At 39.2% G+C, this 12875-nt stretch carries 10 protein-coding genes; 5 read left to right on the top strand and 5 right to left on the bottom strand.

Features of this window, described 5'->3' with window-relative positions; all coding sequences use genetic code 11:
• Positions 1–213 precede the first annotated feature (213 nt).
• Entirely contained in the window at positions 214–1560 is a 1347-nt protein-coding gene (locus tag VB732_RS11580) for a DVUA0089 family protein (RefSeq protein ID WP_323230980.1), read from the top strand.
• Positions 1561–1716: 156 nt separating this feature from the next.
• A complete protein-coding gene (locus tag VB732_RS11575) occupies positions 1717–3165 on the top strand; it encodes a PQQ-dependent sugar dehydrogenase (RefSeq protein ID WP_323230979.1) in 1449 nt (482 codons plus the stop codon).
• Between the two features lie 137 nt (positions 3166–3302).
• Here the strand turns inward: VB732_RS11575 and VB732_RS11570 are convergent, their stop codons facing one another.
• The 3 genes from VB732_RS11570 to VB732_RS11560 form a co-directional block, all read right to left on the bottom strand.
• Positions 3303–3767, bottom strand: a complete 465-nt coding sequence (locus tag VB732_RS11570) for a CYTH domain-containing protein (RefSeq protein WP_323231021.1) — start codon at positions 3765–3767, stop codon at positions 3303–3305.
• Between the two features lie 66 nt (positions 3768–3833).
• Positions 3834–5480: an alpha/beta hydrolase gene (locus VB732_RS11565; RefSeq protein WP_323230978.1), complete on the bottom strand. Its 1647-nt coding sequence runs from the start codon at positions 5478–5480 to the stop codon at positions 3834–3836.
• Positions 5481–5968: 488 nt separating this feature from the next.
• Positions 5969–6601, bottom strand: coding sequence for a hypothetical protein (locus VB732_RS11560; protein ID WP_323230977.1), 633 nt, complete (start codon positions 6599–6601; stop codon positions 5969–5971).
• A gap of 927 nt (positions 6602–7528) precedes the next feature.
• Between VB732_RS11560 and VB732_RS11555 the strand changes: the two genes are divergently transcribed.
• A complete protein-coding gene (locus VB732_RS11555; protein ID WP_323230976.1) occupies positions 7529–7981 on the top strand; it encodes a hypothetical protein in 453 nt (150 codons plus the stop codon).
• A 61-nt stretch (positions 7982–8042) separates the two neighbouring features.
• On the opposite strand, the gene VB732_RS11550 is transcribed toward VB732_RS11555, so the two are convergent.
• Positions 8043–8369 (bottom strand): YbjQ family protein, encoded by a 327-nt coding sequence (locus VB732_RS11550; RefSeq protein ID WP_100900674.1) that lies wholly within the window; start codon positions 8367–8369, stop codon positions 8043–8045.
• A gap of 500 nt (positions 8370–8869) precedes the next feature.
• Here VB732_RS11550 and VB732_RS11545 point away from each other — a divergent pair, with 500 nt between their 5' ends.
• Positions 8870–9550, top strand: coding sequence for a tetratricopeptide repeat protein (locus VB732_RS11545; protein WP_323230975.1), 681 nt, complete (start codon positions 8870–8872; stop codon positions 9548–9550).
• Positions 9551–9552: 2 nt separating this feature from the next.
• On the opposite strand, the gene VB732_RS11540 is transcribed toward VB732_RS11545, so the two are convergent.
• Positions 9553–10455 carry an ABC transporter ATP-binding protein gene (locus VB732_RS11540; protein ID WP_323230974.1) on the bottom strand — a complete coding sequence of 301 codons (903 nt, stop codon included), beginning with the start codon at positions 10453–10455 and terminating at the stop codon, positions 9553–9555.
• Between the two features lie 813 nt (positions 10456–11268).
• On the opposite strand from VB732_RS11540, the gene VB732_RS11535 reads away from it, so the two are divergent.
• Positions 11269–12828: an NAD(P)/FAD-dependent oxidoreductase gene (locus VB732_RS11535; RefSeq protein ID WP_323230973.1), complete on the top strand. Its 1560-nt coding sequence runs from the start codon at positions 11269–11271 to the stop codon at positions 12826–12828.
• Positions 12829–12875: the final 47 nt, after the last annotated feature.

The following is a 12875-nucleotide window of genomic DNA, read 5'->3' as shown; positions in this document are numbered from 1 at the left end:
TAAATAAATGTGAACAAATGATTTTTTGACCCAATTACTTAGCCTTTCCATAATCAATATTAACCAAATCAATAATTAATATTTTTAAAGAATATTGGTATTAATTAGGTTAACAGAAGCATTTGTATTTAATAATTAATCTACATTGAACTTAGGAAAATTCTGTGACTGAGGCCAAACTTAGGCATTGGTTAGAAATTCAGGAAAAAGAATATGGCAGTTATTTTCGGCAGTACAAATCCTGACACCATAAATGGTACTTCAGGAGACGATACGATATATGGTTGGGCTAATGGTAGTAATGCCAATAGTTTATCTAATAAGGACACCCTGAATGGTGCAGATGGTAATGATAATCTATTTGGCGGGACAGAAAACGACAGTTTAATCGGTGGTCTTGGCAATGACACACTTGATGGCGGGTTAGGTATCGACAACTTAAATGGGGGAGTAGGCGATGACACTTACATCATTGATAGTACTACCGACACCATTACAGAGGGTACTAATTCAGGCACAGATACTGTCCGGTCTTCTGTCGCCTACACATTGGGTAACAATCTGGAAAACCTGAGACTGAGCGGAACTAGCGCCATCAACGGAACAGGTAACAGTCTTAATAATATAGTCTTTGGTAATACTGTTAACAACACTCTGAATGGCAGAGTAGGCAATGACACACTAGATGGTAATTTGGGCAATGATACCCTCAATGGTGACGACGGTAATGATAGTTTACAGGGTGGCCCCGGCAATGACAGACTCAATGGGGGGTCTGGAAACGATATCCTCATCGGTGTTTGGCCCGGTGGTAGTCCACTCTCACCTGGATTAGGGGAGACTGATACCTTAACTGGCGGTGTTGGGCTAGATAGATTTATCCTTGGAGACGCTATAAATGTCTACTATGACGATAAAAACACTACCAATGCTGGTTTTGGGGACTTGGCTACTATTACTGACTTTAATCCTAGTGAAGATCGAATAGAACTCAAAGGCTCCCCAAAAAACTATCGCTTACAATCTGCTGGAGCCAATACACAAATATTTTTAGACAAACCTGGAGCAGAACCAGATGAGATCATAGGTATTGTGCAGGGGGTAGTAAATCTCAGACTTGATAGTGACGATTTCCTTTTCTATGAGCGGGAAAATGCTGGACAAGCTACAAACAATACACTAGCCAGCGCTGAAGGATTGGGTTCTTTATCATCAGGCTCAGACCTTAATATCTCAGGTAAGTTAATAACAGTTCAACCGGGGGACAATCCCGATTTCGACTTTTTTACATTTTCTTTAGCAAATCCAGGAACTGTCACTATTAATACGGTGACAACCGATGATACAGTTAACGGACTATTTAACAATGCTGGGATTTTACTGCAAACTGATGATGATAGTGGCCCCGATTTTGGGTCATTAATCACCGCTTCATTGGGCGCTGGAACCTACTCAATTTCAGTGAGTAAATATGCTTTTTTCCCCCAAGATGGCGGAACTTTTTCTGGTTCTAGTGATAGCAACCCTGCTCCTTATACGCTAGAAGTAAGTTTCGTATAAGAACATTGTCAACTTAAAAAAGTACTGCATTATAAGGCTGATTGAGGCATACTTTTACCGCTAGTTGGAGGGGCATGAATATGTGTCCCCTAAAATTGTTTACTTCCTCAAGAATATTTAGCAACAAAACCATCTAACTCTTTTATAAACAAAATAATGAATAGCATTAACTCATCCAACCAAAAACAACGCAGATTTCTTGATAATTTCGCTTTCAAAAGCTACTTTGTTGCGGCTAAAACTTTGTTGTTTACAATAATTTTATTAAATTATGGCGCTACTGGAGCGAATGCTGAACCTAAAGCCCTGCGTCCTGATATTCAGATTCGTAATATTATGAATACTGTATTAGTCTCTCCGTCTGTTCGGATTGTAAAAGATCCACGAAACAATACCCTCTATTACCTCAAAAGAAATGGTGATATTTATCAAGTCAATTTAAGCTTATCTAATAGTACGCTTGTGTACACCTCTAGTAATCATAATCTAGGTGAGACTGAAGGTATGGCCATTGGCCCTAACGGTACAATTTATTTGGTTGGCAATGCAGACCTTGTGAATGACCAAACCAAAGGAATTATTGTTAAAGGCGAAATTAAGTCGGGTACACAACAGCGCGTCTGGTCTATCTTAGCTAAGAGTGCAGCCTATCCCAAAAGCAAAACAGCTTATGACCATCGCTTCAACGGCATAGTTGTTAGCCCGGATGGTAACTTTATTTATGTGAATAGCGGTTCTCGTACAGATCACGGTGAAATTCAGTCTGTTAATGGGTTATATCCTAATACTCGTGAAGTAGGATTAACCGCCTGTATACTCCGTCTTCCTACTTACGGCAAAAATCTTTTTCTTGCAAATGATCGAGCAGCTTTAAAGACAGCTGGCTATATTTTTGCAGAAGGAATACGCAATACTTTCGATATGGCATTTGCGCCCAATGGTGATTTATTTGGCACAGAAAATGGCCCCGATCGCGACATGTCAGAAGAATTAAATTGGCTCCGTCAAGGTGGTAATTATGGCTTTCCCTGGCGGATTGGTGGGACAGATAACCCACAACAATTTTACAATTATGATCCTGCCAAAGACCTTTTGTTAGACCTCAAATTTAACGCCGTCCAAAGGGGCTACTTTCGTAACGATCCAACCTTTCCTGTTCGGCCTACTGAAAACTTAATTGAACCAATTCCTAATTTTGGGCCGGACGCAGACAAATTCCGCGATCCTCAAGATGGAAAAGTTAAAGATGCCAGCGTTCTTGGGCAAAGTTTGAGCAGTTTTACAGCACACCGTTCTCCTTTGGGTTTAGTTTTTGATACACAAGGAGTAATGAGTCTAGAATTCAACAGAGATGGATTCATGCTGAGTTTTACAACAGGCGACCCCACTGGCGAAACACTACCAGGCCCTTTTAAAGATTCCGGCCAAGACCTACTCCATTTAAACTTAACTAAAGTAGGAAATACCAACTATAGATTTAACGCTACCCGCATTGTTGAAGGTTTCAGTAATCCCGTTGATTCTGAGATTATCGGTAATAAAATTTATGTTCTAGAATATGGTGGAAATCAAGGAATTTGGGAAATCACTATGCCGACTAAATAAGGCAGACTAGGTATTTTTTTGCATTGTTTAAGAATGTGGATTAATATTTATTCCTTCTCTTGCTGTTTATTTCTACCGCGATCCACTAGAAGCCTGATTAAGACTGTTCGTTAGGAATTTTTGCAATGTTTTAACCATTACCATTGTGAAAAAGGGTGTTTAACTAAATTGCTGTTGAAATATCTGGAGTCATCAGAAACTTCTTGTCCAATCCAGTTTGGTAGTTCGATTTGTTGATTTTCATCATTAAGTTCAACTTCTGCTAATATTAATCCTTTGTTAACACCATCAAACTCATCGATTTCCCAAATCAAACCACCTGACTCGATTTTATATCTGATTTTTTCTATAAATGGGCGTTCACATAATGTCTCAAGTATTTCTTGAGCATCTTTTACAGGAATAGGATACTCAAACTCTGATCTCGTATATTTTATATTGGGGCCTTTAATGGTCAAATAACTTTTTTCCCCTACTACACGTATACGTACAGTCGCTTTGTTTTGTGTGGCAATGTATCCTTGACGATATACATTACCCTCAGCTAATGCTCTCCAGCTATCTCCGATAACTAAATATTTTCTCTCTATTTCTTTCGCCATTTTTACAATACCTTTTTTCAAAAAAACATTTTTACAAGATTAGATATTTCTTTAATTGACAGTTCCTTATTTATCAACAAATTCTTTTACCACTGTCATCGCATCAGGAGGAATGTCTGTAATTAGACGAAATGGAAATGCCGTAGTCGAGGCAAACTGGGCATAATCTGATGTCAGAAAGATAGCGTAGTTTTTAGCTTCTGGAGTCATTTGTGCAGCAAAAGCCAAAGCTATCGCCTTGAGGTATTTACGAACATCTGCTGCTTGTTCACCTACAACTTCACCGCCACTAATTGGTGTATTTGGTTTTCCTATTTGATCTAAAGTGGTACTGGGGTCTTTTACGCTTAGATGAGTACCTCCAACTATACCAACTAGCCATTTTGGGGATGGGATTTTGTCAAATCCCACAATCTGTTCAGTTAAAGCTGGGGTAGTTTTATCTGCGGAACCTGTTAACACGAGAGTAGGAATTTGTACTTTAGTTAATCCAGTTTCGCCAAACATCAGAGAAGTTGTAGGATTGAGAGCGATCGCCTGTTTGATTCTAGTATCCCGTAGTTGATAGGTATTTTCTGGTAATTCTTGAGCAATGCATTGCATAGCTTCTCCCAGGCTCAAGACAGCCAAATTCTTTTTGCAGCGTTGTTTGAGCCGTTCTAATTGTAATTCGGCTCCAGCAAGTGCTAAAGCTGTACCACCACCAAAAGAATAACCAACAACCATCGCGTTCGTGGTTGCAAGTTTCCCTTGCAGGGGATGATTAGGTGTTTGGTTAAATTTTTCTAATTCATCGAGAACAAAACTAATATCTTGAGGGCGATTTAAAAACTCTTGAGGCTGCACAACTCTGGTTTTTCCTTGTAATGCTAAGTCAGTATTTGCCGCATTACTACCAGGATGCTCTAAAGCTGCAACTACATAACCGTGGGATGCTAAATGTTCTGCCAAGTAACGCAAGTCTGTGCGGACTGATGCGAAACCGTGAGAAAAGACAATTACAGGTTTATTGGGGGTTGCAGCAGTTGACCAGTAAATATCAACTGGAATTTTGCGTAGGCGCTTTTGATCATTTAGACTTAAGTTGAGTGTTTTTACTTGAGCATTTCCTAACTGGCTAGGATCAAAAGGAAATGCAATCTTCGGTGTTCTAGGATCGAGTTGGGGAGCAATACTCAGCATAAATTGCTGGGTACGCCAAAAAGCTGTATTCAAATTCCCGGCAACTATAAAAGCCTGTGGCAAATCAATCTCTAAACGCTTACTCGGATAAGCAGCGATAAAACTTAGTATAGAAAGACCCTGCGGTGCAGTAGAGCCTAATACTAATCCCGCTCTGAGTGCTTGTACCCCAGCTTTATCCTCTCTGGCTAAGGCAGTAGCGAAGTCATTGAGAATAGTTGTACCAATCTGGGTATTAACTAACCGATTAATGGTGACAACGTTCATTGGTATATTCATGCCCAGCGCTCCTAAGAAGAAGCGGCGTTGTTGCTCAGATAATCTTTTGGCATAAGGCTGCAAACTTTCAGGCAATTCCCCTGTTTTTGCAGCCTTTTGCAACTCGGCCAGAGAAATGGATTCTGTAAATAAGCCTAAACGGATAACAACGGTATCAGCCGCAATTGCCGAACTATTCACTCCAAACTGTGTAAGTGCGATCGCGCCCACGAAACCTGCTACTGTCTTAAGGCTTCCCCAACTTATTCTCATAAATATTGACACCAATCATTACTTAGGGGAATATAACTAATATTTGTGTATTTGACTACCCCATTCATTGCTGAGAAATAAAAATAGATTTTTTCCTGAACTTGGTAAAATTCAACGTGAGCAGAAAATTCCAGCTTCATACCTGAAATGGTGAACTGTGGTAGAAAACTTCCCATTTCATTGTATTTGAAAAAATCACTATGCAAAATATCCCACTTTTAAAAAACATTTCTGTTGCTTAAAAGCGGGATATTAACAAATAAGATATGTTGGCAATTTTTCCTAACATCCAATATCAAAGCGGGAACCTTTTAAATACCGGACAATGAGTCTATTTATTGATTTTTGCGGCTCTGCCGCAAGGTATTTAAACCAATTCAACTATCTATTTTTTCGTTCAAAGTTTGATTTTTACTTAGTAATGAATAAACAAAAGCACCTAAAAAAAGGTGCTGTTAAAAAAAGTATTTGATTTTCTAGACAAATTTTTAAGTATTGTAAGTGTTAGCGCGAGGACTGCGAGTACCAGTTACAGCTCCAATCATTGATGCTACTAAACCCAACAAAGAACCAAACACAAACCACCATAATCCCGAACGTAAATTAGCTGCCGCTTCCCGAGCTTGTTGGGCAGTTACGTTTGCTTGTGGTACATTAACACTACCTTGCTGTTGTACCTGATTTATAACTTCTCCGGCGTTAGAAGCAGCAACACCAAAAGCACCAGATACTCCACTTGCTAACAGCCATGAGCTAACCGCCAAAGTTGTTGCCCAAAGAATTGCGCCATTAAGGAGAGCAGTATTACGGTTCATTGGGCCACAAGCACGAGCAGTAACCCAGCCACCAGTAAACAGAGAAATTAGTAAAGCGATAGTTGACCAAAGTCCAGCATTACCCGCAGCGTTAGGGGCAATTGTTCTAGGTGCGCCTGAACCTTCAACAGTCCCTGCCGCAACAGCGCCAATAATAGCGCTTAAGATTAATTGAGTGGCTAAAGAAACCAACAAACCAGAAATAATCGGCCCCCAGCGAACAAGATCGTGATATTCGGCTACTCGGCCCGCTACTACAGGCTCGTTAGGAATAACGTCATTACCTGTGCGATTTACGTATGACATCGTTTATGTTCTCCAGTGCTATTTCAGCAAAATTTATCTCAAATATATTCATGTTTCTGTTTAAAATTAAATAACTAAATTGTCTCTTTTAATATCTATCAATAGAAATAGTTAATCAATCTATCTTTAGTAAGAAAGAAGATATTTTCTCAACAACTTTTAATAAATTTTAGCGTTTATTAATATTTGAATAATTCTTTAGAAAAGATAAATATAAAACTTTTGTTTTTTTCGGGAATATTTCAGGTATATTTGTGTATTTGACTACTCAATTCATTGCCGATAAATAAAAGCATATTTTTTCTTATACTCTATAGCGATCGCTCTATTTTAGTAATATCGCTTTTATCAAACAGAATTCAGGAGTCAGGAGTCAGAATGAATTCTGTATGACTGGCGGATGAATAACCGGGTTTAAGACCCCCACCAAATCTATGATTTGGTGGTTTTTAATCCTGCGTCGGTCTGAATCCCCGACTGATTTATTCTGACTCCTGAATTCTGACTTCTGAATTCTTCTTCAATATAAGATACCTTGATAAAACTTAGGTAAATCTACAGTTTTGAAGGGTAATTTATGAATTGTACCTGCCTAATTTAGTCACACAGAATACCCAACTGAATTCTGTTCGATAAAATAAATAAATTGTAGAATTAATCACAATAAAAGAATTGAGCATTAATCAGTGTTAATAGCCACAAAAAACTCATTGCTTTTCAGATAGATTTAATTTTGTAACTAAGCTCTAAACAGAGTAAGCGATCGCATATATAGTCTACGATTTTTTTGATAAAAATTTAATCGTCTGCTTAATGTTTTATCTTTGCGATTTGGAAAATGTTGCAGGTGAATAGTATTCCTGCTGTAGCTGCACTATCATCACTCACCCAATTCTACCAACCGCATCAACAATTTTCCTGGGATTTATGCGTCGCAGACTCCGCTATATTTTAATCTTGCTATTCTCTGTGATTATTATCACAGTGTGGTGGCCTGTGAATGATTCTGATTGTAATTCCAAAGCTTTATTGGCATCAAAAACTACAAAATTCCAAGTAAATGCAACTAAGGTTATTGTTCAACCGTGGCGTGGTCGTCACCATGTATATGGAATCTTTATGATTCCTGATAAATACAAACAAGCTGAATTTTTTGTGGTAAAAGTTCAAGGTGCTGGTAGTTATTGTTCAAAACAATTTGGTTATCCCAAAAACTCTAACGATATCTTGGCTGAACCAGGAACTTATCTAGTGAAAAAGTTTATTAGAACTCGAACCGCTCTCAGGCTCATTTTCCAAGGCTTGTATTTTCAGATCAACGATAAGAATAATTGGACTTTGACTTTTCCTGAATCAAAAGCTAGTCAATACAATGAATAGAGGTGAAAGTCATCAATGATAATTGTTTATAACGATCGTCAAAATTAAAGATAATTAAAAATTAACGCATTCTCACCGCAGTACCTGTGGCAGTAATCAGCAAAAGAACTCCTGACTGGTCAAGATTGATTGTGCCAGTATCAATTTCAATCCCAATCACCGCATTAGCTCCTAAACGTTGCGCTCGCTGTTCTAATTCTTCTAGCGCCTTGCGTTGCCCTTGCTCAAATAGACGCTCATAGCTACCTGTGCGTCCACCAATAATATCCCGAATACCAGCCAAAAAGTCTCGCAAGAAATTGCTACCATAGACTACTTCTGCTGTCACAATGCCTAAATATGACTCAATTACGGCTCCTTGAATTACATCAGTTGTAGTTATTATCATAAATCAGTGTTATTGTACATAATTTTAGATTTTTATCGCTAGGTTTATCTTACCGCGTAATGGCCAAAAAAGGATCTAAATATCTGGATAGCAGTTTTCTAAAAGATGAAATAAATGAATAAAAATTAAATGCAGAGTTAGCGAATTATTAAATTGAAATAACAAATAAGAATAAATCTTAAAGCCTCTGAGATTGGCGGCTCACCTTTTGAGAATTAAGTTAGATATCTCTATAGTTATCTGAGTTGCACGTATAACTACTGACTTAAAAAGTGTAATTTTGTTGTTGTACTGGTTTATATGTAGATTAACTTCATCTGAACTTGATATCTTACACTTCATTGTTCAGTAGAAACTCTGTAATATAGCGCTGATTGTAAAGGAAAGACTAGATGAACTATTCACATCTTAATCAATACGAAGAAATACAGTTTTCAAAAGTCCAAATTTTTGTTTTAATGTACAAGAAAAAAGTCCTCCAAAATTTCAGGAAATTTACTGTGTACAAGCCTACATCATTTGTGTTTAGCGTGTTGTTACTAGGATGTTTTACCTTTACTATACCTTCAGTAGCTCAAGCTCAGGTATTAGTGGCGCAAGCTAAAAACCCGCAATTAAAGCAATTACTAGAAGAAGGACGGAGGTTAGTGGATGCTGGCGATTATGGTGGTGCGATCGCAGTTTATCAGCAAGCAGCTAGCATAGCTCCCAAAAATGCTAAAATTCATTCAGGTATTGGCTACTTATACGCTCAACAAGGAAATTACCAGGCAGCACTAACTTCTTATCGTCGTGCGATCGCCATCAACCCTAACAATAGTGATTTTTACTACGCTGTAGGTTACATCAAAGCGAATTTGGGAGACACCCCTGGAGCAAAAGAAGGCTACCGTCGTGCTATACAATTGAACCGTAACAACGTCAATGCCTACTTAGGATTGGCTGTAACACAATCTCGCATGGGAGACTATACAGCTGCTACCTGGGCATACCAACAAGCAATCGACTTAGATAAGAACAATGCTCAAACCTATGAGTTGATGGGTTCCATGTATAAACAGCGACGACAAGCTAAACAAGCCAACAGCTTGCTGCAAAAAGCCCGCGACTTGTACAAGCGTCGCAACGACTCGCAAGGAGTGGACAGAGTAGAAGCCATGCTGCGACAGTTAGGAGGATGAGGTTAATCTAACTTGCGTCCCGTTAATTCCACAAAAATATCTTCCAGGTTAGAGGGACGCACCATCATTCCGGTTTTATCAGACTGTTCATTCAAGTAGATATTCGCGGATTCTAATGATGGGAAAAATAAATATTCCCAACTACGCGCACTCTCATTCCCCACTTCAGACACACCCAATTGTTTCATCACCAAACCTTCACCGTGAACAGAACGGAGTTGTTGTAAAGTTCCTAAAGAAATTAGCTTACCGCCATCCATAATACCGATGCGTCCTGGCTTCGTAGAACCAAAAGCACCGCACAAAAATTCGACTTCATCCATATAATGGGTTGTCAGTAATATCGTCATCCCTTGTTTATTTAAATCTCGAATAATTTCCCAAAGTCGCCGCCTGGTTTGGGGGTCTAGTCCTACGGTTGGTTCATCCAAAAACAGAATTTGTGGTTGATGCAATAAAGCTCTCGCAATCTGCAACCGTCGTTTCATACCCCCAGACAGGGTTTTTACCAAATCATTACGTTTTTCTGCTAGCTCAACATACTCTAGCCATTGATTAATCAGTTTTTGTCGCTGCGGGTTACTAATGTGATGTAGTCTCCCATGCAGTTCCATATTTTCCCAAACACTTAAATCATTATCCACACTGGTTTGCTGCAAAACTACACCAATACTTTGTTTTGCTAGCATTGCTTCCTTTATCACATCATATCCACCTACTTCTATCCGTCCTTGGGAGGGTTTGGTGAGTGTAGTCAGCATCCGAATTGTGGTTGATTTACCTGCACCGTTCGGGCCAAGTAGAGCAAATATTTCCCCTGCTTCAATTTTGAATGACAGGTCATTGACTACAGGTACATTGTTATAAAACTTGTGGACGTTTTCTAGAAAGACAGCAGCAGTCATAATAATATTGCTCCAATTAAAAATTTAAAATCACTTTATTTGAAAAATAATTGCGATAGGTAAAATCATAATGTATCATTAAGAACATCAGACTACAACAATCGTAAATAAGTTGTGAAAATCGAGAGACTTAGATCCCCGACTTCTCAAAGAAGTCGGGGATCTTATTGTTCACGACTGATTTATGACTGCTATAGATGTTTTTAGATTACATCTTATACATCTCGTCAGTAAACACTTTACGTAGATATTTTTTTGTTAATATCAAATGTGCTAAAGAGTACAGTAGATTGTAACTTGGCAAGTACATATTATCGTAAGGACACAATAATTTTGTGACCTTACCCGTGTACCTTATTACCTGAAATACGCCCTATGCTAAAGGTAGAAGCAATAATTGTTGAATATAGTTCATGTTCGTTTAGAAAGAAAAATAACGGTTTTGAATTTTGATTACCTAGCCGATTTAATCTGTGATTTGAGCCGGATCACTCTTTTGGCGTATTTCTTTTAGTTAATCAAAGTAGCATTTTATATCCTTAGTTGAGGTTAATTTAATTTTCGGATAGGTAGAATATTGCTCATATAGGTGGGCATTTTATTTCTTAGATTTCCTTTAGTAGTTGTAAAACCTTCCTTCCTTACGGACATTTTATTTTTTGGATTTCCCTTAGTTGTATAACTTTACTTTTTACCCAGCATTTCAGTCTCTACTTTGACCGCAACTAAAGCTCTGACACCATAGGAAATCCTTAAGATTCATGCCTACTAGTATGCTGCAAACGGCCCTTCAGTTGGACAGGCTTATATCCTATGAAACCGGATTACCTGATTGTCGGCAGTGGTTTATCAGTATTGGTCTTTGGCGCTTTGATGGCAAACTCTGGCAAGACCGTGCAAATACTCGAAGCTCATGAACATCCAGGCGGCTTTGGTCATACGTTTACACTAGCTAAAAAATACACGTTTAATGCCCAATTCCATTATGTTTGGGATTGTGGTGAAGGACAAACGGTTAATCGCGTACTCAAGAAGCTGGGTTTAGATGGGGAAGTGACTTTTGAGCGATATGACCCGGATGGTTTTGACCACATGCGAATGCCGGGATATGCATTAGATATTCCTTCGGAACCGGAGGAACTGATTCAGCGATTATCAACGCTGTTTCCTAATGATAGCGTTGGCGGAGCCTCTCGATCAGAGAATCGCATTCGCCAATTTATCAACGATGTCGAAAAAACGAGCGTTGGTTTGAAAAGACTTGCTCCCCCAGTTAAGCCAATTGAACTGCTCAACCATGCAGGTGAAGTATTTTGCGCTGTCCAATATCTCAACAGCACACTTCAGGATGTATTCGACAAGTTTCAGCTACCCCAAGCCGCCCAAACCCTATTAGCTCTGCAATGGCCTGATTTTTTGCTGCCTCCGAATCAACTCTCGTTTTATGCCTGGGTCGCTTTATTCAAAGGCTATCAAGGCGGTGCATTTTATCCAACCCAGCATTTTGAGCATGTGATCAATTCGTTAGTCAAAGTGATTGAATCACACGGAGGGCAGGTACTACTCAACTATGAAGTCACGAATTTTAGACTCACAGACCGAACAGTTACGGGAGTTGAGGCGATGGATTTAACTACCCATCAAACTCACGAATTTACAGGCAACACTGTGATTTGTAATATTGACCCCAAAAAAGCTGCCAAAATGATTGGTGAGTCAAACTTTTCCAAAACCGTGCGCCGAAAACTCAACTATGAGTATTCTGCATCTAACTACATGGTTTATTGCGTCGTCAAAGACCTCGACCTCCGAGATTATGGATTTGGCAAATGGAATCTCTTCCACACAGGTCATGAGGATTTGAATGAAGCCTTTGCTCAGATGTATGAACATAATGACTTTTCCAATCCCAGCTTTGCGATAACAACACCCAGTTTATTGACAGAAGCGAGTCGGGATTGCCCAGAGGATTGCCAGATTGTCGAATTCCTTACCGTTGCCAATTACAACTATTTTAAGGAATTGCGCCGCGATCGCAAAGTCTACAACCAGAAAAAGCAAGAGATATTCGATTCCATTCTGGATGTTGTAGAAAAACAATATGTACCGAATTTCAGAAAACATATAGTCTTCCATGTCACGGGTAGCCCCACCACCAATGAACGTTTTTGCTGGTGTCCCAATGGTAATTCCTACGGTTCTAATCTCACGCCGCGCAACATGGGTTTGGGACGGTTGAATCACGAAACTTCACTCAACCATTTCTATTTCTGCAATGCCTCATCGGGCTATCCAGGTTTTGCTCCCACATTCTGGACTGGAGCATTGCTGTATCAAAGATTATCTGGTGATGTGCTTTTAGGCAATAGCTAAGAAGAGGAAAGGGGGCAGGGGGCAGGGGGCAGGGGGCAGGGGGCAGG

It is taken from the genome of Nostoc sp. UHCC 0252, from assembly GCF_034931145.1.
In the GTDB taxonomy this organism is placed as follows: domain Bacteria; phylum Cyanobacteriota; class Cyanobacteriia; order Cyanobacteriales; family Nostocaceae; genus Nostoc.
This window is presented reverse-complemented; position numbering and strand designations above follow the sequence as displayed.

Excerpts from the sequence above, each read along its gene's own strand:
- VB732_RS11580 (WP_323230980.1), top strand. The coding sequence starts at position 214 with ATGGCAGTTATTTTCGGCAGTACAAATCCTGACACCATAAATGGTACT.
- VB732_RS11575 (WP_323230979.1), top strand. The coding sequence starts at position 1,717 with ATGAATAGCATTAACTCATCCAACCAAAAACAACGCAGATTTCTTGAT.
- VB732_RS11570 (WP_323231021.1), bottom strand. The coding sequence starts at position 3,767 with ATGGCGAAAGAAATAGAGAGAAAATATTTAGTTATCGGAGATAGCTGG.
- VB732_RS11565 (WP_323230978.1), bottom strand. The coding sequence starts at position 5,480 with ATGAGAATAAGTTGGGGAAGCCTTAAGACAGTAGCAGGTTTCGTGGGC.
- VB732_RS11560 (WP_323230977.1), bottom strand. The coding sequence starts at position 6,601 with ATGTCATACGTAAATCGCACAGGTAATGACGTTATTCCTAACGAGCCT.
- VB732_RS11555 (WP_323230976.1), top strand. The coding sequence starts at position 7,529 with ATGCGTCGCAGACTCCGCTATATTTTAATCTTGCTATTCTCTGTGATT.
- VB732_RS11550 (WP_100900674.1), bottom strand. The coding sequence starts at position 8,369 with ATGATAATAACTACAACTGATGTAATTCAAGGAGCCGTAATTGAGTCA.
- VB732_RS11540 (WP_323230974.1), bottom strand. The coding sequence starts at position 10,455 with ATGACTGCTGCTGTCTTTCTAGAAAACGTCCACAAGTTTTATAACAAT.
- VB732_RS11535 (WP_323230973.1), top strand. The coding sequence starts at position 11,269 with ATGAAACCGGATTACCTGATTGTCGGCAGTGGTTTATCAGTATTGGTC.